We start from the raw sequence: 21,957 nt of genomic DNA, 5'->3' as shown, positions 1-21,957 counted from the left end.
CGCGCCCCCACGGGTCGCCCCCCCGGGGGGGCCGCGGGGCCCGCCCCGCCCCGGGGCGGGCGCCGCGTGGTGCGGGGGGGGGGGGGGGGGGGTTTGGGGGCCCCCCCCCCCCCGCGCCTGACCCTGTCGATGGCGGTGCTCGGGCTGCTCGCGGCCGCCGCCCGGGACCGGCCGTTGCTCGCCACCATGGACGACATCGACCGAGGTGACCCACAGACCGCGCAGGTGCTGGCGTTCGTGGCCCGCCGACTGCGGCACCTGCCGCTCGCCGTCCTGCTCACCGCGGACGTCACCGCCAACCTCGACGGGATACCGGCACACCGACTGCGCGCGCTGAGCGAGCACGAGAGCCGCACCGTCCTCACCGATCGACTCGGCCGGCTGACCGGGCGCGAGGGCGTCGACCGGCTCCCCGACCGGCCCGCCGCGTCGGCCCTGACCGCGTTGGCCACGATCGGCGGCGGCAACCCGCAGGCCCTGGTGGACCTCGCCGACGTGCTCACCGCGGGGCAGTGGCGCGGCGAGGAGTCGCTGCCCGCCGCGCCACCGGCGGACGGAGCGCTGGGTCGCGCGTACCGCGCCCGGCTGGACCGGCTGCCACCGGAGACCCGACGGGTGCTGCTGCTCGCCGCGCTCGACGAGGACGGCGAGCCGGGCACCCTGATCCGGGCCGCGGCGGCCGCCGGCGCCGAGGTCGAGGCGCTCGCCCCGGCGGAGGTCGCCGGCCTGGTCCGCGTCGAGCAACGCGGTGTCACCTTTCCGCAGCCGCTGGTGCGCACGATGATCGCGGCCAGCGCGCCGCTCGCGGAGCGCCGCGCGGCGCACCGACTGCTCGCCGAGGTGCTGGTCGCGGACGGGCAGCGGCTGCGCCGGGCGATGCACCTCGCCGCCGCGACGGCGGGTGCCGATCCGGTCCTCGCCGCCGAGCTGGAACAGGCGGCGGTCGGCGGATCCGACGGCTGGGCCGCCGCCTCGGTGGCCCTGCGGTGGGCCGCCGAACTGAGCGACCAGCCGACGCTCACCGCTGCCCGGCTGCTGACCGCCGCCCGGTACGCCTGGGCCGGGGGGCAACCCGACGAGGCGCGGCTGCTGCTCGACCGCCTCCGCGCGGTCTGCGTCGACCCGGTCGTTCGAGGCCGCGCCGACCTGCTCCGCGGTGAGCTGGAGCTGCGCTGCGGCACCGCGTCGAGTGCGTCGGCCACGCTGTTGGCCTCCGCCGCGGCGGTGGACGATACCGACCGCGCCCTGGCGTTGACCGGGCTGGTGCGGGCCGGCGAGGCGGTCTGCTTCACCGGCGACCAGTACCGGTACGCCGAGGTCGGCCGGCGGGCACTGCCGTTGCGGCGCCCAGACGACCCGCCGGCCCTGGAGGTCATGGGCTGTCTGATCGCCGGGGTGGCGGCGACCCTGCGGGGCGACCATGAGCGAGCCGGGCCGGCGCTGCGCCGCGCCGTGGTGCTGGGCGGCCGGCTGACCGGTTGGGCGTTGACCCCCACCGCGCTGAGCTGTGCCGCGGCGGCCGGACTGCTGGTGGCCGTTGACGGCGCGGCCCACCGGCTCGCCGAGCGCGCCGTCGAGCTGGCCCGGGAACGAGGCGAGTTGTCCATGCTGTCGCGGGCGTTGGAGCTGCGGGCGGTCGCCGAGTACTGGCTGGGCCGACACGAGGCGGCGGCGGAGACCTCCCGCGACGGGCTGCGTGTCGCCCGGGCCACCGGCCAGGTCAACTGCGCCAACGTCCACCTGGGCATGCTCGCCGTCCTCGCCGCGATCCGGGCCGACCGGGACACCAGCCTGCGGCGGGTCCGCGAGATCGGCGAGTCACCGACGCCCGGCAGCCGCCCGCACGCCCTCGCCGCGTGGGCCCTGGCGGTGCTCGACCTGGTCGACGGCCGGCACGCCGAGGCCGCGGACCGGTTGGCGTCGCTGGCTCGGCTCGGCACGGGTCGAGGCCAGGTCCTCGTGCAGGTGATGGCCACCCCGTACCTGGTGGAGGCGGCGGCGCACCTGGCGCACCGACCGGCGGCGACCGCCGCGCTCGCGGCGTTCGACAGGTGGGCCAGCAGCACCGCGAGCCCGCTGCGCCGGGCCCTGTCCGCGCGGTGCCACGCGCTGCTCGCCCCTCGGGGCGGTGCCGAGGCGGAACGGGACTTCCAGGCGGCGCTGCGCCTGCACCCGACGGAGGCCGGCACGTTCGAGCGGGCCCGCACCGAACTGCTCTTCGGCCAGGAGTTGCGCCGCAGTCGACGCCCGCGCGACGCGCGGACGCACCTGCACCAGGCCCGCGAGATGTTCAGCCTGCTCGGGGTGGAGCGCTGGGCCGAGCAGGCCACCACGGAGCTGCGGGCGGCCGGTGAGTCGATCGGTCCGCCGGACCTGCCCGCGGCGCGGTTGCTGACCGGCCAGCAACTGCGGATCGCCGAGCTGGTCGCCGAGGGCGCCACCAACCGGGAGATCGCCGCCCGGATGTTCCTCTCCACCCGTACTGTCGACCACCACCTGCGCAACGTGTTCCACCGGCTGGGCATCCGGTCGCGTACCGAGCTGGCTCGCGCGTTCACCGCCGAGCGGCACGTCGGTCTGGCCTCCGACCGGTGACCGTCCGGTCTGGACGGGTTAAACTATCACCGCTAGTTTGAGCGTCATGGACCTCACCCTCTCCGCCGAGCAGGCGGCGGTCCGCCAGCTGGCCGCCGAGTTCGCCGACCGCGAGCTGCTGCCGCACGCGGCCGCCTGGGATCGCCGCGAATCGGTCGACCCCACCATCGTCGGAATGCTCGGTGACCTGGGCTTCCTGGGGCTGACCATCGCCGAGACCGACGGCGGTTCCGGCGGCGACCACCTCGCGTACTGCCTGGTCCTTGAGGAACTGGGCCGGGGCGACTCGGCGGTGCGCGGCATCGTCTCGGTCTCCCTCGGCCTGGTGGCGAAGTCGATCGCCGCGCACGGGAGCGCCGAACAGCGCGCCGAGTGGCTACCGAGGCTCTGCGCCGGCAGCGCACTCGGCTGCTTCGCGCTGACCGAGCCGGACAGCGGCTCGGACGCGGCCGCACTGCGCACCCGTGCGGTCCGCGACGGCACCGACTGGCTGCTCACCGGCACGAAGACGTTCATCACCAACGGCACCACCGCCGACGTCGCGCTGGTCTTCGCCCGCACCGGCGGCCCCGGGCACCGAGGAATCACCGCGTTCCTGGTGCCCACCGACAGCCCGCGGCTGACCCGGCGGGAGATCCACGGCAAGCTCGGCCTGCGCGGTCAGGCCACCGGTGAGCTGGGCTTCGACGAGGTGCGGGTGCCCGACGCGGCCCGCCTCGGGGCCGAGGGCGCCGGATTCCGGCTGGCCCTGGCCACCCTCGCCAAGGGTCGGATGTCGGTGGCCGCCGGGTGCGTCGGCATCGCCCAGGGCTGCCTCGACGCGGCGGTCGGTTACGCCGGGCAGCGCACCCAGTTCGGCAAGCCGATCGCCGGGCACCAGCTCGTCCAACAACTGCTTGCCGCCATCGCGGTCGACACCGCCGCCGCCCGGCTGCTGGTGTGGCAGGTGGCCGACCTGATCGACCGTGACCAGCCGTTCGCCACCGAGGCGTCGACGGCCAAGCTGTTCGCCAGCGAGGCCGCCGTCCGCGCGGCCAACAACGCGGTCCAGGTCTTCGGTGGGTACGGCTACATCGACGAGTATCCGGTCGGCAAGTACCTGCGCGATGCCCGGGTGGCCACCCTCTACGAGGGCACCAGTCAGATTCAGCAACTCCTCATCGGCCGCGCGCTCACCGGCGTCAACGCCTTCTAGCTGTAGGGAGATCCCGGCATGAGAGTGTTCACCTCGTTCGAGGAGTTGGCCGCCGCGACCGGCGAGAGCCTCGGGCCCGGTCCGTGGCAGCGCATCGAGCAGAGCCGCGTCGACCTCTTCGCCGACGCCACCGACGACCACCAGTGGATCCATCTCGACCCGGTCCGAGCCGCGGCGGGGCCGTTCGGCGGGACGATCGCCCACGGGTACCTCACCCTGTCACTGTTGCCGGCTCTGGCGGGTGGGCTCTACCGGGTCGAGGGGGTGGCGATGGGCGTCAACTACGGGCTGAACCGGGTGCGCTTCCCCGCGCCGGTGCGGGTCGGCGCCGCCGTACGCGCCACCGCCACCATCGCCGACGTGTCGCCGGTAAGCGGCGGTGTGCAGCTGGTCGTGACGGTCACCGTGGAGAGCGACAGCGGCGGCAAGCCCGTCTGCGTGGCCGAGACCGTGAGCCGGCTCTACCGCGCCGTGGAGCGGTGACCTCCCGCGGGCTGACGGGGCGGCGACGGGACCTGTCGCCGCCCCGTCACCGCACGCCCTAACAGGCGACGCGGAGGGAGTTGGTCCTGTTCCTTGCCGACTTGACACCGGCGGCGACCGCGAGGGTCGCGAATCGATGACGCACCGAACGTTGGATTCCCGAGGCGAACTGCCGAAACGGGCCACGTTCAGCCGCGATAGCGAAATCCTAATCGAATAATAATCCCCCTTGTCTATCCGGGATTGCGTGACGCCCCCCGTACCCAGGACGGCCATCGGTGCTGTGGGTAACAGCGCCGGTGCCGTTTCTGGCGTGCATCACACACCCCCTCCCGGCCCTCCTCCGTGTCGTCGATCGCGTTGGGTCGTCGAACGTGGCCGCACGCCTAGGTGCGCGGTGGCTGCTACCCGACACTCGCCGATCGGCGTCCACGGAACTAGATATAGTCGCCAATGGATTGTTTGCCAATCATGTCGCCAGGCTGACAAACAACTCTGTGACGGGGGACATCGTGGGAAGACCTGAGCGGCCGCTCGACCCGGAGGCAGGCGAGCTGGAGCGGTTCGCGCTCGACCTACGCCAGCTGCGGACGAAGGCGGGTTCGCCGACCTACCGTCAACTGGCCAGACGCGCGCACTTCTCGGTGACCACACTGGCGAAGGCGGCCAGCGGCGAGACCGTGCCGAGCCTTCAGGTGACACTGGCGTACGTGGCCGCCTGTGGCGGTGATCCGGCCGAATGGACCGAACGGTGGCACAGCCTGATCGCAAGCGTGACGTCCGCCGGGGCGGTGGGGGGCAGCCGCGGGCCGTACTGGGGAATGGCGGCGTTTCAGCCGGAGGACTCAGAATGGTTCTTCGGACGCGAGCGCCTGGTGGCTCAGCTCTGTGAAATGCTCACCAGTCTCCGGTTCGTCGCGGTTTTCGCCCCGTCTGGTGCCGGCAAGTCATCCCTGCTCCGAGCGGGTCTGATAGCGGCCATGGTCGAGAATCCCGTCAAGGGTCAGCCGGTCTGGGCCACTGTGCTGATGACGCCGGGCGAACATCCAATGGAAGAACTCGCGTTCCAGCTCGTCAATGAACAGGACCTGGATCGTGACACGGTCCAGCGTCACCTGGCCGATGACCCGGCCAGCATTCGCGGGACGATCGAGCAGATTCTCGATGCCCGTCCATCGGGAGCGAACATGCTCATCGTGGTGGACCAGTTCGAGGAGCTCTTCACGCTCTGTCGCGACGAGGGGGAGCGGTCGGGGTTCATTGCCGCGCTGCTCGCCGCGGCGGAGGTCCCCAGGGTCCGCGTGGTGCTGGGAGTGCGAGCTGACTTCTACGGTCGGTGTGCCGCCTACCCGGCCCTGGTGGCCGCTCTCCATGAGCACCAGCTGCTGATCGGCCCGATGGACGAGAAGGATCTGCGTCGGACGATCACCGGCCCCGCCGAGCGGGCCGGGTTGCTGGTGGAACCGGCGTTGGTGGAGATGGCAGTGGCAGACGTCGGCGGTCAGACGAGTGCGCTGCCGCTGCTGTCCCACGCGCTGTTGGAGACGTCGCGCCTGCGGCAGGGCAAGCGGATCACACTGGCCCACTACCGCGAGTCGGGCGGCGTGAATGGCGCCATCACCCGTACCGCCGAGGGGGTGTACGCGCAGTTCGATGAGGGGCAGCGAGGGCTGGCACGGGACATCTTCCTGCGCCTGACCGCCCTCGGTGACGGCACCGAGGACACCCGACGCCGGGCACCCCTGGCCGAGTTGGTGGGCGGGGCAGACCCCTTGGCCGCGGCCGAGGTGCTGGGCAGGTTGACGGCCGCGCGGCTGGTGACGGCGGACGAGAAGGGCGTCATGGTGGCCCATGAGGCCCTGATCCAGGAGTGGCCCCGGCTGCGTCGCTGGCTGACCGAGGATCGGGATCTGCTGCGCTCCCACCGCAGGCTGACGGAGGCTGCCGCCGAGTGGGACCGGCACGACCGCGTGGACGGATTCCTGTATCGGGGGGTCCAGTTGGCGCTCTGGGCGACGCACCAGGTGATGGACCTCAGTGACCTGGAACGGGACTTCCTGGAGACCAGCCGTGCACGAGAGAGCCGCCGTCGGGCAGCCCGACGGCGGCGGACCAGCGTGGCGTTGACCGGGCTCGCGGCAATCGTTGTCGTGGTGAGCGTCCTCGCGGCGGTGGCACTGGTGCAAGCGAACCGGGCGGCCGCCGAACGAGATCTCGCTGTTTCCCGGCAGCTGACGGTCGAGGCCAACAACCAACTGCAGATCGATCCGCAGCAGGCGCAGCGCCTCGCCCGACGCGCTCTGACCACCCGCCCGACCGTCGGTGCGGAGATGGTGCTTCGCCAGGCCGCCGTCGATGACCGACTGCAGGCGATCGTGCCGATGAGCAGCAAGAAGGCATTGGGCGTGGCGTTCAGTCCGGACGGGAGGCGGGTGGCGGCCACCGGGGCGGACGGCGAGGTGCGGGTGTGGACCTGGGCCGGGCACGGCGTCTCTGGGCCAGGTCTGGCTCTCACCGGCGGACCCGAGGGACAGGTCTGGAGCCCGATGTTCAGCCCGGACGGGAAGCGACTGGTCACCGCCGGCTCGGACGGCACCGTCCGGATCTGGGAGGTCGATGGAACCGCTGGGCCCCTCGTCCTACGCGGGCACGAGGGCCCGGTCTGGGGAGTGGCCTTCAGCCCCGACGGACGGACGGTCGCCAGTGCTGGCGAGGACACCACGGTTCGGGTCTGGGATGCCCGTGGCGGCGGCCGACCGGTGGTGCTGCGTGGGCACACGAAGGTCGCTGTCGGTGTGGCCTTCAGCCCCGACGGGCGCCGGTTGGCCAGCAGCAGCCACGACGCGACGGTACGGCTCTGGGACCTGGCCGCACGATCCACCAGGACGATCCTCACCGGGCCACGAGAGGCCACCAGGACGATGGTGTTCAGCCAGGACGGCACCCGCCTGGCCTGCTCCAGCACCGACGGTACGGCCTGGGTGTGGCCGCTGACCGGGTCGGCGGCCCCGGTGGTGCTGCGTGGACACGAGGGCACTGTGGAAGGGCTCGCGCTGAGCCCGGACGAGCAGTGGGTCGCGACCACCAGTGACGATCTGACCGTACGGATCTGGAACGCCAACGGCGCTGGTGACCCGTTGGTGCTGCGCGGGCACACCAACCGGGTCTGGGCGTTGGCGTTCAGCCCGGATGGATCCCGGCTGGTGAGCGCGGCCGATGATGGCACGCTACGGATCTGGGACCCGGGCAGCGATCGTCTGATCCTGCGGGGCCACGAGAAGGCCACCTGGGCCGCCGCGTTCACCCCGGACGGGCAGCGGGTGGTCAGTGGCGGCGAGGACGGCACGGTGCGAGTCTGGAACCTGGCCACACCAGCCGAGCCTCGGGTGCTCGGCCGCCACGACGGCGACGTCTACGGTCTCACTGTGAGTCCGGACGGGACGAGTGTGGCCACCGGCGGACGCGACGGCAGCGTACGAGTCTGGGACCTCGCCGGCAGACACGATCCTGTGGTGCTTCGCGGGCACGAGAAGCAGGCGTGGATCGCCGACTTCAGCCCTGACGGCCGTCGCCTGGCCAGCGTCAGCAACGACGGGAGCCTGCGAATCTGGGACCTCACCGGCCAGAGTGCCCCGGTGGTCCATCGAGGCGCCGAGGAGATCCGGTACGCCGCCTTCAGTCCGGACGGCAGGAGGGTCGCCACAGCTGGCGCGGAGGGCACCCTACGGATCTGGGACGCCCTCGGCACTGCCGAACCACTGCTGCTTCCCGGTCACGAGGGACTGGTATGGGCCGTGGCCTTCAGCCCGGACGGACAACGGGTCGTCAGTGCCGGCTTCGACGGCACCGTGCAGATCCACTCCGTCACGAGCGGCATCGCGCCAATGGTGTTGCGAGGGCACGAGGGTCCCGTCTGGCACGTGTCGTTCAGCCCGGATGGGCAGTGGGTGATCAGTTCTGGAAAGGACGGCACCGCCCGGCTGTGGCGCGCTTTGGAGGCCGCGCAGTCCGTGACCTTCGGGGGGTTCGGCGCCTCAGTGGAAACCGTCGACTTCAGCCCGGACGGCGAGCGGCTCGTCTCGACGCATGACGACGGCACCGTACGCGTCTGGCCCTGCCGCGCGTGTGCCCCGGTCCAGAGCCTGCTGGAGCCGTGACCAGGAAGGGGTGGGCCGTTCAGGCTCGCGCTGTGGGGAGCACCGAGCGCAGCCAACGCAGCTGACGCCGGACGTGCACGGCCTCCCCGCCCTCATGGCCGTTGAACGGGTAGACGTGCATCTCCCGCTCGGGCGGGACCGGCCTCCGGTTCGCGGCGCCGTAGTGGTTGTAGGCGGCGAAGGCGGTTCGCGGCGGGCAGACGGTGTCGCGCGCGCCGACCCCGAAGTGCGCCGGAGCCGTCGCCCGACGCGCGAAGCTCACGCCGTCGACATAGGACAATGTGCGCCACACCGCCTCCTCGGCCTCCCGGTGCACCGCCAGGTACCGGGCGATCTCGCCGTACGGCGCGAGGTCGGTGAGCGCGACGGCCCGGCGCATGTCGCAAAGGAACGGGGCGGTGGTCAGCACCGCGCTGAGATCCTCGACGAGACCCGCCACCGCCAGGGCGACGCCGCCGCCCTGGCTGTTGCCGACCACCGTGACCCGGTCACCCTCGACCCCCGGCAGCGCGCGGACCGCCTCGACCGCCCGCACCGCGTCGGTGATCAGGCGGCGGTAGTGGTAGTTGCGCGGATCGAGGATCCCCCAGGTGACCGGCCAGGGACCGCCGGGCGCGCCGTGCGGGTCGGGGGTGTCCCCGGCGCCGTGCTGCCCCGCCTGGCCCCTGTTGTCCATCAGCAGGTGCGCGTACCCGGCCGCCGCCCAGGTCGGCCGTTCATGGGGCAGGCCGCGCCCGCGACCGTAGCCGGCGTACTCGACCACGGCCGGCAGCGGCTCTCGAACTCCGGCCGGGCGGGTGTACCAGGCGCGGACCGGGTCAGCACCGAAGCCGGCGAACGTGACGTCCCAGGAGTCGAGCAGCCGCAGGTCGGTGGGTTCGGGGCGGACGTCGACGAGCACCGGTACGGCGGACGCCTCGGCGAGCGTGTCCCGCCAGAACTCGTCGAAGTCGTCGGGTTCGGTGACCTCGGGTGCGTATCGCTGGAGGTCGTCGAAGGTGGAGGCGGAGTGGGGCACGGGTCCTCGCAGGGGCCGGGTCAGTGCGGGTGGGCGGGGGGCGCGGTGCTCTCCCGGACGACCAGCTCGGTCACCAGGTCGATCCGGCTGGTCGCCGGCTCGTTCCCCCTGGTCAGGTCGAGCAACATCTGGGTGGCGATGCCGGCCATGTCGCGCAACGGCTGGTTGATCGTGGTGAGCGCCGGGTCGGTCCAGGCCGAGACCGGCAGGTTGTCGTACCCGATCACCGAGAGGTCCTCGGGCACTCGCAGGCCGCACTGACGGGCGGCCCGGAGCACCCCCATGGCCTGGATGTCCGACCCGGCGAAGATCGCCGTGGGTCGGTCCGGCCGCTGGAGCAGTTGCAGCCCGTGGGCGTGCCCCGCTCCGGCGGAGAAACTGCCGTAGCGGATCAGCTCGCGGTCGACCACTATCTCGGCTTCGTCGTGGGCCGACTGGAAGCCGGCGGCGCGGGCGCGGCTGCACAACACGTCGGGTGGCCCGGAGATGATGGCGATCCGTCGGTGCCCCAGCTCCAGCAGGTGTCGGGCGGCGAGCAGGCCGCCGTTCCAGTTGTTCGACCCGACGGTCGGCACGGAGGCCGAGGTGGCACTGTCGGTGTCGACGACGACGAACGGTATGCCCTGCCGGCGCAGGTGCTGCTGTTGGGCCTCGGCCAGGTGGGAGAGGACGAACACCACGCCCAGGGGGCGGTCGGCCAGTAACGCCTCCAGCCATCGCGCCGGCGGGCGGTGCGCGCCGTCGAGCTGGGCGATCGACAGCCCGATGCCGGCCGCGGAGGTCACCGCCTCGACGCCGCGCAGGATCTCCATCGCCCAACCAGTGTCGAACTCGTGGAACACGAGGTCCACCCGGCCGCCGCTGGTGGCGTGTCGGCGGGCGCGGCGCTGGTACTGGTGGCGGTCGAGGCTCGCTTCCACCCGGGCCCTGGTGCCGGGGGCGACGTCGCCGCGCCCGTTGAGGACCTTGGACACGGTCGCGACCGAGACGCCGACATCGTTGGCGATGGTCGCGATGGTGGTGGAGGCGGGTGGGTCGAGCGGGCGGTGCTCTGTCATCGCGGCCTCATACAACATCCGAAAGTTTCGGGCGACCTTAACATGATGAGACATTCACGCCAGTGGGTGTCGTGCTCGGGCTGCGCATTTGCGGGACAATGCGCGGCTCGTCCGCGACGGAGCGCCGATCGTGGGGTCACCGTGTGCAGGAAACACCCCCTGGTAGTCCGATTGAGGCTCTTGACAGGCATCGATGCGGCACTTAGGTTGCCGAAAAGGTTACGCAGGTTTCCGGAAAGTTTCGGATCGTGAGAAACGTCCGCCACGGAGCTGGTTCACGAGGGCACGGGGATGTGGCCGGAGCTAAGGGGTCATGGCATGAGAAGTCAGTCGCTCGAGGACGGCGGCGCCGCGCCGTGGCGTGATCAGCGGCTGTCGCCGACCGAGCGCGCCGAGGCGCTCCTGCCACTGATGTCCCTCGAAGAGAAGATCGCCCAGCTCGTCGGGGTCTGGGTCGGCGCCGACGCCAGCGGCGAGGGCGTCGCACCGCACCAGTCGGACATGATCAGCGAGCTGCCGCCGTGGAGGACTGTCATCCGGTACGGGCTGGGCCAGCTGACCCGCCCGTTCGGCACCGCCCCGGTCGACCCGGTGTTCGGCGCCCGGTCGCTGGCGGCCTCGCAGGCGCAGATCGTGGCCGCCAGCCGGTTCGGCATTCCGGCGCAGGTGCACGAGGAGTGCCTCACCGGGTTCGCGGCGTGGCGGGCCACCGTCTACCCGACCCCGCTCAGCTGGGGCGCGTCCTTCGACCCCGAACTGGTCGAGGCGATGGCCGATCGGATCGGGCGGTCGATGCGCGCCGCCGGTGTGCACCAGGGCCTCGCCCCGGTGCTGGACGTCACCCGGGACTACCGCTGGGGCCGCACCGAGGAGACGATCGGCGAGGACCCCTACCTGGTCGGGACGACAGGCGCCGCCTACGTGCGGGGCCTGGAGCGGGCCGGCGTGGTGGCCACGCTGAAACACTTCGCCGGCTACTCCGCCTCCCGGGGCGGACGCAACCTCGCGCCGGTGCCGATGGGCCACCGCGAGCTGGCCGACGTCATCCTGCCGCCGTTCGAGATGGCGCTGCGCCTCGGCGGTGCCCGCTCGGTGATGAACTCCTACGCCGAGATCGACGGCCTGCCCGTCGCAGCCGACCGTGGGCTGCTGACCGGGTTGTTGCGTGACGAGTGGGGCTTCACCGGCACAGTGGTGGCCGACTACTTCGCCGTACGGTTTCTCCAGACCCTGCACGGAGTCGCCGGGGATGCCGCGGACGCGGCCCAGCTCGCCCTGCGGGCCGGAATCGACGTCGAGCTGCCCACAGTGGACGCCTTCGGCGAACCGCTGGTGGAGGCGGCTCGCCGCGGCGACGTCGACGAGGCGCTGATCGACTGCGCGCTGCGTCGGGTGCTGATCCAGAAGATCGAGCTCGGTCTGCTCGACGAGGGCTGGCAGGAACTGCCCGACGACGTGGCGTCCCTGCGCTTCGACGACGAGGCCAGCCAGGACATCGCCCTTCGCCTGGCCCGGGAGTCGGTCGTCCTGCTGCGCAACACCGGCGTTCTCCCGCTGCCCGTGGGGAGCCGGGTCGCCCTGGTCGGCCCGGTCGCCGACGACCCGATGGCCATGCTCGGCTGCTATTCGTTCCCCAACCACGTGGGCGTCAACCACAGCGACTTCGGCCTCGGCCTGGACATCCCCACCCTGCGCGACGAGTTCGCCCGCCGCGTCCCGCTGCTCACCCACGAGTTGGGCTGCGCCATCACCGGCGAGGACACCTCGGGTATCCCGGCCGCCGTCGCCGCGGCCGCCGCCGCCGACGTGTGCGTGCTGGCCGTCGGCGACCGGGCGGGAATGTTCGGCCGGGGCACCTCCGGTGAGGGCTGCGACGCCGTCGACCTTCGACTACCGGGCGTGCAGAGCGACCTCGTCCGCGCCGTGCTCGCCACCGGCACCCCGGTCGTCCTGGTCTTGATGACCGGTCGCCCCTACGCGCTCGGCCCGGAGTTCGACGACGCGGCGGCCGTGGTGCAGGCGTTCTTCCTCGGCCAGCTCGGTGGGCAGGCCCTCGCCGAGGTGCTCACCGGCGCGGTCGAGCCCTCCGGGCGGTTGCCGGTCAGCGTTCCCCGCGATGCCGGCGGGCTGCCGAGCACCTACCTGGCGCCGCCGCTCGGCCGGCGCAACAAGGTCTCCTCGATCGACCCGACCCCGGCCTACCCGTTCGGCCACGGGCTGAGCTACACCACCTTCGAGTGGTCCGACGCGACGGTGGTAGAACCGCGCGAGGATCCGACTGCCTGGCCGGTCGACGGCGAGGTGCGGGTGCGGATCACCGTCGCCAACACCGGTGAGCGGGCCGGCACCGAGGTCGTGCAGCTCTACCTGCACGACCCGGTCGCGCAGACCACCCGTCCGGTGGTCCGGCTGATCGGCTACACCCGGTTGCCGTTGGCGCCCGGCGAGGTGGCACACGTGACGTTCGGCGTACCGGCCGACGTGGCGTCGTTCACCGGGCTGACCGGCCAACGGATCGTCGAGCCCGGCGACGTCGAGCTGCGCTTCGGCCGATCGAGCGGCGACGTGATGGCGGCCCTGCCGCTGCGACTGGTCGGCACCGAGCGCCAGGTCGGTTTCGAGCGGGAACTGCTCAGCTCGGTGCGGGTCGAGCCACTCGTGGCCGTTCCACAGTCGGCATAGGAGGCCACGGATGACATCCACCCTGCGGCCACCGCCGCCGGCGCCGCCGAGTTCTCCCCAGCAGGCGCAGAGCCCTGCCCCGCGCTCGCCACGACGCCGTCGCAGTTGGCGGCAGGCACTGCGCCGGGACTGGCAGCTCTACTCCCTTGCCGTCCTGCCGCTGCTGTTCTTCCTGGTCTTCCGGTACCTGCCGATGATCGGCAACATCATCGCGTTCCGCCGGTTCAAGCCGGGCGGCAGCATCTTCGGTGAGTACTGGGTCGGGCTGCGCTACTTCCGGATGTTCCTCAGCGACCCGACGTTCTGGGAGGTGTTCACCAACACCCTGGTGCTGGGGACGCTGACCCTGCTGTTCTGTTTCCCGCTGCCGATCGTGCTGGCGCTGCTGCTCAACGAGGTCCGGGCCCGCCGCTTCAAGCGGTTCGTCCAGTCCGTGTCCTACCTGCCGCACTTCCTGTCGATCGTGATCGTGGCGGCGATGGTCATGCAGCTGACCTCGATCGAGGGCACTGCCAACCAGATCGTCAGCCTGTTCGGTGGCGACCCGGTGGCGTTCCTGCAGAAACCGGAGTGGTTCCGCACCATCTACGTCTCGTCCGAGGTCTGGCAGACCGTCGGGTGGGGCACGATCCTCTACCTCGCCGCCCTCACCACCATCGACGAGGACCTGTACGAGGCCGCCCGGATCGACGGCGCCGGCCGGCTGCGGCAGACCTGGCACGTCACGTTGCCCGGCATCCGTCCGACGATGGTGACCCTGCTGATCCTCAACATCGGCAGCTTCCTGGCGGTCGGGTTCGAGAAGATCCTGCTGCTCTACAACCCGTTGACGTATCCGACAGCCGACGTGGTCTCCACCTATCTGTTCCGGATGGGCTTCCAGTCGAGCAACTTCAGCTACGCGGCCGCCATCGGTCTCTTCGAGGCGGTGATCGGGCTGATCCTCGTCCTGTCGGCGAACGTCATCTCCCGTCGCACGGTGGGGACGAGCCTGTGGTGACCCTCGGTACGAAGATCGACGCCCCGACGACGCGCGGGCCGGTGGACAGTCGGGGTTACCGGATCTTCCGGGTGGTCAACACTGTCGTCCTGCTCGGCGTCGTGGTCGTGACGCTGTACCCGTTCCTCAATATCGTGGCCCGCTCGCTCAGCGAAGAGGCCTACATCATCGCCGGCAAGGTGACAATCGTTCCGCGTGGGTTCGACCTGACCGCCTACAAGCTGCTGATGTCCGACGCGATGTTCTGGACGAACTACCGCAACACTGTGGTGTACACGGTGGTCGCCACACTCATCTCGATCGTGCTGACCACGTGTTACGCGTACGTGCTGTCGAAGCCGCAGCTCAAGGGGCGCCCGTTCCTCATCGGTGTCGCGCTGTTCACCATGTTCTTCTCCGGTGGCCTGATTCCCAACTACGTGCTGGTCACCAGCCTGGGCATGAAGAACACCATCTGGGCCGTGGTGATCCCCAACGCCATCAGCGTGTTCAACCTGCTGGTGATGAAGGCGTTTTTCGAGAGTCTGCCGAGCGAGTTGGAGGAGGCCGCGGCGGTCGACGGGCTGAACACGTACGGCATCCTGCTGCGGATCGTGCTGCCGCTGTCGAAGGCGATCATCGCGACGATGGTGCTCTTCTACGCGGTCTCCTTCTGGAACTCGTGGTTCACCGCGTTCCTCTACATCGACCGGCAGGATCTGCTGCCGGTCACCGTGTACCTCCGCAACCTCATCGCGGGCGCCACGAGCGCCGAGTCGGCCGCTGCCGACGCCGACAAGGTCCAGGCCGCGGCCACCCTCCAGGCCGTGACGATCGTGCTCACCACCCTGCCGATCCTGGCGATCTACCCCTTCGTCCAGCGGTACTTCGTCCGCGGCGTGATGCTCGGCGCGGTCAAGGGATGACGCCGGCGCCACACCGCTTCCCCAACGCAACCCCCCCACCACCGAAAGGACGAGCCATGCTCCACAAGACGTGGCGCCGCGTGGCACTAGCCACCGCGGGTCTGCTTGCGCTCTCCCTTGCCACCGCCTGTTCCGAGGACCCCGGCGAGTCGACTGACCTCTCCGGGAACCGGGTCGGCGCGATGGCCAACTACGGCGTCGGTGACCAGTTCAAGGCCACCGAGGCGCTCTCGTTCTCCACCCTCTACAACAACCACACGTTCTACCCGCTCAAGGAAGACTGGCTGTTCTGGTCGGAGCTCACCAAGCGGACCAACGTCAAGATCGATCCGGTGGCCGTGCCGCTGAGCGACTACGAGCAGAAGCGCAGCCTGCTGATCGGCGCCGGGGACGCCCCGCTGATCATCCCGAAGACGTACCACCCGCAGGAGAACGCGTTCGTGTCCTCCGGGGCGATCCTCCCGGTGAGCGACTACCTGGACCTGATGCCCAACCTCAAGGACAAGATCGCCAAGTGGAACCTCAAGCCGGAGATCGACAACCTGCGACAGTCCGACGGTAAGTTCTACCTGCTCCCCGGCGTCCACGAGAAGCCCACGCAGGACTACACGGTCCTGGTGCGCACCGACATCATGCAGGAACTCAACCTGGCCGTCCCGAAGACCTGGGACGAGCTGTACACCGTGCTCAAGGCGATGAAGGCGAAGTACCCGAACGTCTACCCGTACTCCGACCTCTTCAGCAAGCCCAACCCGACCGGTGCCCTGCTGAACATCCTCGGCTCGGCCCACGGCACCCAGGCGGGCTGGGACTACCAGCACGCCACCTGGGACCCGGCGGCGAAGAAGTTCAACTACACCGGCGCGTCCGAGCAGTACAAGCAGATGCTCACCTACCTGCACAAGCTCGTCGCCGAGGGCCTGCTCGACCCGGAGAGCTTCACCCAGACCGACGACCAGGCACGCCAGAAGCTCGCCAACGGCAAGTCCTTCGTGGTCACCGGCAACGCGCAGACCCTGGTCAACAACCACCGGCCCGACCTGGCCAAGACCCTGCCGAACGCCAAGATGGCCAAGATTCCGCTGCCCATCGGCCCGGCCGGCGAGATCAACCCGTTCCCGCGGTTGGAGAACGGCATCATGATCTCCACGAAGGCCCGGGAGAGCAAGAACTTCGTGGCCATGATGCAGTTCATCGACTGGCTCTGGTATTCCGACGCCGGCATGGAGTTCGCCAAGTGGGGTGTCGAGGGCACCACCTTCACCAAGGACGCCTCGGGTAAGCGCTCGGTCACGCCCGACGTCGACTTCCTCGGGGTCAACCCGAAGGGCACCAAGCACCTGCAGAAGGAGTTCGGCTTCCAGAACGGCGTCTTCTCCTACGGTGGCACCCCCGACCTGGTCCGTGGGTTCTTCTCGCCGGAGGAACTGGAATTCCAGAAGGTGATGGACGCCCGCAAGCCGAGGCTGGTGCCCCCGCCCGCTCCGTTGAGCGACGAGGAGCGCGAGCAGGTGTCGCTCTGGGAGACCCCACTGAAGGACTTCGTCACCCAGAACACGCTGAAGTTCGCCCTGGGTCAGCGTCCGCTCAGCGAGTGGGACGCGTACGTGGCCGAGCTGAAGGCCAAGAACTCCGACCAGTACATCGACCTGGTCAACAAGGCGTACGAGCGGTTCCAGAAGAACAACGGCTGATCAGCGGGAGTCCGGTCGGGCGGCCTCTCGCGGCCCGGCCGGACCCCCGGCGACCAGGGATCAGCTGAGTCGACCGGAGGGAGCGACAGTGAGTGGCGCGACTCAGACCCGGCGACAGTTCGGCGACGGACCACTGTCGCGGATCACCTCGCGCGTCTACATCCTGCTCGTGGTCGAGCTGCTCCTGCTGCTCACCACGTTGCCCGCCCTGCTCCCGCTGCTGGTACTGGGCCGCGATCCGAGCAACCTGCCGCTGGCCGCGCTCCTCCTGGTACCGGTCGGCCCGGCGATCTCCGCCGCCCTGTACGCCCTGCGCCACCAGCGAACCGACCTGACCGACCTGCGTCCGGCCACCCTGTTCTGGCGTGGCTACCGGGCCAACGTGCTCGGCGTGCTGCGCGTCTGGGTGCCGACGCTGCTGTGGCTGACAGTGCTCGCCGTGAACCTCGCCTACTCCGGCGCGGTCGGACTGTCGAGCTGGTGGGCGGTGCCGCTGGTGCTGATCGGAGTGGGCGTGACGCTCTGCGCGGCCAACGCCCTGGTGATCACCTCGCTGTTCGACTTCCGCACCCGCGACGTGCTCCGGCTGGCCGTGCACTTCCTCGTGCGTACCCCCGGTGTTCCCGTCGGCAACGCCCTGCTGCTGGCCGCGGCGGCCGGGATCACCACGGTCTTCTCCGAGGCGGTGCTGATGCTGCTCGCGTCGATCGCGGTCCTGGCGTACCTGCGCATCAGCGACCCGATGATCCATCTGATCCGGAAGGAGTTCACCTCGTGAGCCTGCCCCTCAGCGCCAAGGTGCCCTTCGGGGGCGACTACAACCCGGAACAGTGGCCCGAGGACGTGTGGAAGCAGGACTACCGTCTCTTCGACACCGCACGGATCGACCTGCTCACCCTCGGGGTGTTCGACTGGGCGCTCACCCAGCCCGCCGAGGACACGTACGACTTCGCGCTGCTGGACAGGATCGTCGAGCGGGCCAGTGCCGAGGGACGCGGGATCTGCCTGGCCACCGGCACCGGCGCCCACCCACCTTGGTTGGCCAGGGCGTACCCCGAAGTGACCCGGACCGACTTCGAGGGCCGCAAGCACCGCTTCGGCCAGCGACACAACTCCTGCCCCAGCTCGCCGGTCTTCCGTCGGCTCTCGACGGAGCTGGCCCGCCGGGTCGCCCGCCGCTACGCCGACACCCCGGCGGTGCTCGCCTGGCATGTCAGCAACGAGTACGGCGGCGCCTGCTACTGCGCGCTGTGCGCGGCCGGCTTCCGGAGCTGGCTGCGCCACCGCTACGGCACCCTCGACGAGCTGAACGATGCCTGGTACACCACCTTCTGGTCGCACACCTTCAGCGACTGGGACGAGATCGAGCCGCCGTCGGCGCTGACCGAGCACTGGCGCGGCCCGGACCACACCGCGTTCCCGGGCATCACACTGGACTACCTGCGGTTCACCTCCGACGCGATGCTGACCAACTTCCGCGACGAGAAGGCCGCCATCCGGGAGTCCAGCCCGACGCTGCCGGTGACCACGAACTTCATGGGCATGTACCGGCCGATCGACTACCACCGCTGGGCCCCCCATCTGGACTTCGTCTCCTGGGACAACTACCCGCCCGACGACGAGTCGGCGGCCCGGATGGCGCTGACCCACGACCTGATGCGCGGGCTCAAGGACGGCCAGCCGTTCTGGCTGATGGAACAGACGCCGAGCTTCACCGCGTGCCGCGACGTCAACCCGTTGAAGCGCCCCGGTCTGATGCGGCTGTGGAGTTGGCAGGCAGTGGCGCACGGCGCTGACGCGGTGCTCTTCTTCCAGCTGCGTGCCTCCCGTGGTGCCAGCGAGAAGTACCACGGTGCGGTCATCGGGCACGCCGGTCGCTCCGACACCCGGGTGTTCCGGGAGGTCGCCGAGCTGGGCGCCGAGCTGGAACGGCTCGGCCCGGCGTCGCTGGGCGCGCGGACCCCGGCCCGGGTGGCGCTGCTGTTCGACTGGGACAGCTGGTGGGCGTTGGAGCTGTCCGACGGCCCGTCCCGGCTGGTGCGCTACCAGCAGGTCGTGCTCGCGTACCACAGGGCGCTCTGGGACGCCGGTGTGGACCTGGACGTCGTCGCGGTGACCGCCGACCTGTCCCGTTACGACGTGGTCGTGGCCCCGGCCCTGCACCTGCTCAAGGGCGACCTGCCGCAGCGGCTGGAGGCGGTGGCGACGCGCGGCGGGTCGGTGCTGACCACCTACCTGTCCGGCCGGGTGGACGAGAACGACCAGGCGTTCCTGATGGACGTGCCGGGCCCGCTCGGGCAACTCATGGGCGTCCGGGTCGATGAGTGGGACGCCCGCGGCCCGGAGGTGGTCAACCCGGTCCGCCTCGGCGACGGTGTGGATCAGCTCGACGTCGACGCGCGGCTGCTGTTCGAGCTGGTGATTCCGCAGGGCGCGCAGGTCGTCGGCACCTACCAGGCCGACTTCTACGCGGGCACCCCGGCGGTGACCCGCAACTCCTTCGGTGCCGGCGACGGCTGGTACGTGGCCGCCGGGCTGGACCAGGCCGGGGTGTCCTGGGTGGTGCGGCAGGTGCTCGCCCGGCACGACCTGCTCGGGCCCTACCCGGACGTGGCAGACCTGGAATCCGCCGTGCGGGTCGCGGCGGACGGGTCGCGGCTGCTGTTTCTGCTCAACCACCGCGCCGAGCCGGTCGAGGTGACCGCCCGGACCGGCGGCGTCGACCTGCTCACCGGCGACCGTGCGGCGGCCGGCGGTGCCCTGCGGCTGCCGGCGTACGGGGTTGTCGTGCTGAAGGAGGACCGGTGAACGCCGAAGAGTCGGTGGAGTTGGAGCAGCTGATGTTCGTCGAGGAGCCGATGGACGCTGACGAGCCACGCGTCCACCCGGCCTGGCTGCCCCCGGAGGCGTTCCGGTCGCTCGGCGCGCGCCGCGTCCTGCTGCACGGCGAGGGGTTGCTCGTCGACACCGTCCTCAATGAGGTCTCACGCGCCTGCGCCCGTTACGGCGGACGGGTGTGGCACTCCCCGTCCTGGGACGTCGACGTCGATCTGGTGCTCGCCCTGCGCGACGCCGCTGAGCTGCCCAACCCGGCCGTGGAGGCGGCGCGCGCGGCCGGTGAGGCGGCGCTGGTCGAGCTGGACGACGGCGCGACACTCGGCGACGAGGGTTTCGTGTTGGCGCGGGCCGGCGACGTGACGGCGGTGCTGGCCGACGCGCCCGCCGGCCTGCTGTACGGGCTCTTCCACGTGGTCCGGCTCTGCGCGGCGGCCTTCGACCCGGTCCGACCGCCGGAGCGGCACCGGCCGGCGCTGCGCCGACGAATGCTGAACCACTGGGACAACGTGGCCGTGCACCCGGTGATGGGCCAGGTCGAACGGGGGTACGCGGGCGGCTCGATCTTCTGGCAGGACGGCCGTCCGCGCGGCGACCTGGCCCGGGTGCGGGAGTATGGCCGGCTGCTGGCCTCCTGCGGGGTCAACGCGATCTCGGTGAACAACGTCAACGTGGCCCGTACCGCGGCGCTGCTACTCACCGAACGGCTCGGTGACGTGGCCGAGATCGCCGACGCGTTGCGCCCGTACGGCATCCGGGTGCACCTGTCGGTCAGCTTCGCCGCGCCGGTGGTCCTCGGTGGCCTGCCGACCGCCGACCCCCTGGACGAGGCGGTGCGGGTCTGGTGGGCCGCTACCACCCGGCGGGTCTACGACCGGATCCCGGACTTCGGCGGCTACCTGGTGAAGGCCGACTCGGAGGGGCAACCCGGCCCGTTCACGTACGGCCGCGACCACTCCGACGGGGCGAACCTGCTGGCCGAGGCCCTCGCCCCGCACGGGGGAGTGGTGCACTGGAGGGCGTTCGTCTACAACCACCACCAGGACTGGCGGGACCGGTCCACCGACCGGGCTCGGGCCGCGTACGACCACTTCGCCCCGCTCGACGGGCGGTTCCGCACCAACGTGGTCGTCCAGGTGAAGTTCGGCCCGGTGGACTTCCAGACGCGCGAGCCGGTCTCACCGGTGCTCGCCGCGATGCCGGCGACCCGGCTGGCGGTGGAGTTGCAGGTCACCCAGGAGTACACGGGCCAACAGCGGCATGTCTGCCACCTCGGCCCGTGGTGGAGTGAGGTGCTCGGCTTCGCCCCCTGGGGGCCGGGCGGACGGACGATCGCCGACGTGGTCACGGGGGAGTCGGCGGTGGGCGGCGGGATGGTCGCCGTCGCCAATGTCGGCGACGACCTCTTCTGGACCGGGCATCCGTTGGCACAGGCCAACCTGTACACGTTCGGTCGGCTGGCCTGGGACCCTCGGCGGGACCCGACGGCGATCCTCGACGAGTGGATCACGCTGACCTTTCCGCCGTCGGCGACCGCCGACGCGGAGCTGGTGCGGCGAACACTGCACGAGATCATGGACGATTCGTGGCGCACGTACGAGCGCTACACCGCCCCGCTGGGCGTCGGCTTCATGGTCAACCCCGGCGACCACTACGGTCCCGGCGTCGACGGGTACGAGTACACGCGGTGGGGCACCTACCACTTCGCCGACCGCGACGGCGTCGGCGTGGACCGCAGCCGCGCGTCGGGTACCGGCTTCACCGGCCAGTATCCGCCGTACTGGGCGGACGTGTACGAGTCACTTGAGACCTGCCCCGACGAGCTGTTGCTGTTCTTCCACCACGTGCCGTACGGGCACGTGCTGCGCGGCGGCTCGACAGTCATCCAGCACATCTACGACACCCACTTCACGGGGGTCGAGGAGGTGACGGCGATGCGGCGGAAGTGGCAGACGTTGACCGGCATGATCGACCCGAGCGTGTACGAGCGGGTCGCCGAACGCCTCGACGAGCAGGTGCGCTGCGCCACCGAGTGGCGCGACCAGATCAACACGTACTTCTTCCGCAAGTCCGGGGTGCCGGACGAGCGAGGGCGGGACATCTACTGAGCGGTGGTGATGCGCGGCCCGGCCAATCGGTCGGGCCGCCCTCGTGCCGCGCGCCCCAGCCGGCCTGGCAGGTCCCGAAAACGTGCCGGTAAATTGTCGCCAGCCGCCGACGCCGACGATGCCCGTCGATGCCCATTGTTGCGCAGGTGACCGCTGGAACCGTTGCGGCGAAAGGTTTCCGGAAGTCTTGACAATCGAGTGTGCTCGATCGAAGCTGGCATGGTCAC

13 protein-coding genes are annotated in these 21,957 nt (G+C 70.7%); 11 read left to right on the top strand and 2 right to left on the bottom strand.

Translation table 11 applies throughout. The features are described from left to right. Positions 1 to 129 precede the first annotated feature (129 nt). The 4 genes from ABZ794_RS23580 to ABZ794_RS23565 all read left to right on the top strand — a co-directional run bounded on the left by ABZ794_RS23580 (position 130) and on the right by ABZ794_RS23565 (position 8,430). Positions 130 to 2,595 carry a LuxR C-terminal-related transcriptional regulator gene (locus tag ABZ794_RS23580; RefSeq protein ID WP_357517592.1) on the top strand — a complete coding sequence of 822 codons (2,466 nt, stop codon included), beginning with the start codon at positions 130 to 132 and terminating at the stop codon, positions 2,593 to 2,595. A 46-nt stretch (positions 2,596 to 2,641) separates the two neighbouring features. Then, positions 2,642 to 3,790, top strand: coding sequence for an acyl-CoA dehydrogenase family protein (locus ABZ794_RS23575; RefSeq protein ID WP_357517590.1), 1,149 nt, complete (start codon positions 2,642 to 2,644; stop codon positions 3,788 to 3,790). An 18-nt stretch (positions 3,791 to 3,808) separates the two neighbouring features. Continuing rightward, positions 3,809 to 4,273 carry a MaoC family dehydratase gene (locus ABZ794_RS23570; protein ID WP_357517588.1) on the top strand — a complete coding sequence of 155 codons (465 nt, stop codon included), beginning with the start codon at positions 3,809 to 3,811 and terminating at the stop codon, positions 4,271 to 4,273. A 512-nt stretch (positions 4,274 to 4,785) separates the two neighbouring features. Then, the gene (locus tag ABZ794_RS23565; RefSeq protein ID WP_357517586.1) at positions 4,786 to 8,430 is read left to right on the top strand and encodes a hypothetical protein; all 3,645 of its coding nucleotides are present in this window, start codon (positions 4,786 to 4,788) and stop codon (positions 8,428 to 8,430) included. 19 nt (positions 8,431 to 8,449) lie between these two features. On the opposite strand, the gene ABZ794_RS23560 is transcribed toward ABZ794_RS23565, so the two are convergent. Both ABZ794_RS23560 and ABZ794_RS23555 read right to left on the bottom strand, forming a co-directional pair. Further along, complete coding sequence (locus ABZ794_RS23560) at positions 8,450 to 9,448, bottom strand: acetylxylan esterase (RefSeq protein ID WP_238690111.1); 999 nt, start codon at positions 9,446 to 9,448, stop codon at positions 8,450 to 8,452. A gap of 20 nt (positions 9,449 to 9,468) precedes the next feature. Further along, on the bottom strand, positions 9,469 to 10,506 hold the full coding sequence (locus ABZ794_RS23555) for a substrate-binding domain-containing protein (RefSeq protein WP_238690112.1): 1,038 nt from the start codon (positions 10,504 to 10,506) through the stop codon (positions 9,469 to 9,471). A gap of 318 nt (positions 10,507 to 10,824) precedes the next feature. Here ABZ794_RS23555 and ABZ794_RS23550 point away from each other — a divergent pair, with 318 nt between their 5' ends. From ABZ794_RS23550 to ABZ794_RS23520, 7 genes are all read left to right on the top strand, one after another. Next, positions 10,825 to 13,188 (top strand): glycoside hydrolase family 3 N-terminal domain-containing protein, encoded by a 2,364-nt coding sequence (locus ABZ794_RS23550; RefSeq protein WP_357517583.1) that lies wholly within the window; start codon positions 10,825 to 10,827, stop codon positions 13,186 to 13,188. A gap of 10 nt (positions 13,189 to 13,198) precedes the next feature. Further along, the gene (locus ABZ794_RS23545; protein WP_210786522.1) at positions 13,199 to 14,188 is read left to right on the top strand and encodes an ABC transporter permease subunit; all 990 of its coding nucleotides are present in this window, start codon (positions 13,199 to 13,201) and stop codon (positions 14,186 to 14,188) included. Further along, positions 14,185 to 15,093, top strand: a complete 909-nt coding sequence (locus tag ABZ794_RS23540; protein ID WP_238690114.1) for a carbohydrate ABC transporter permease — start codon at positions 14,185 to 14,187, stop codon at positions 15,091 to 15,093. Before ABZ794_RS23545 ends, ABZ794_RS23540 begins: the two co-directional genes overlap by 4 nt. Positions 15,094 to 15,149: 56 nt before the next feature. Then, entirely contained in the window at positions 15,150 to 16,787 is a 1,638-nt protein-coding gene (locus ABZ794_RS23535) for an extracellular solute-binding protein (protein WP_238690115.1), read from the top strand. A gap of 88 nt (positions 16,788 to 16,875) precedes the next feature. Then, on the top strand, positions 16,876 to 17,565 hold the full coding sequence (locus tag ABZ794_RS23530; protein WP_210786516.1) for a DUF624 domain-containing protein: 690 nt from the start codon (positions 16,876 to 16,878) through the stop codon (positions 17,563 to 17,565). Continuing rightward, positions 17,562 to 19,595: a beta-galactosidase gene (locus ABZ794_RS23525; protein ID WP_357517580.1), complete on the top strand. Its 2,034-nt coding sequence runs from the start codon at positions 17,562 to 17,564 to the stop codon at positions 19,593 to 19,595. The genes ABZ794_RS23530 and ABZ794_RS23525 overlap by 4 nt, the downstream gene beginning before the upstream one ends. Further along, positions 19,592 to 21,730, top strand: a complete 2,139-nt coding sequence (locus ABZ794_RS23520) for an alpha-glucuronidase (protein WP_357517578.1) — start codon at positions 19,592 to 19,594, stop codon at positions 21,728 to 21,730. The genes ABZ794_RS23525 and ABZ794_RS23520 overlap by 4 nt, the downstream gene beginning before the upstream one ends. The last annotated feature ends 227 nt before the right edge of the window (positions 21,731 to 21,957 follow it).

It is taken from the genome of Micromonospora sp. NPDC047187 (assembly GCF_040643355.1).
Taxonomy (GTDB): domain Bacteria; phylum Actinomycetota; class Actinomycetes; order Mycobacteriales; family Micromonosporaceae; genus Micromonospora; species Micromonospora salmantinae.
The sequence above is the reverse complement of the archived record's forward strand: the minus strand, read 5'-3'. Positions and strand labels throughout refer to the sequence as shown.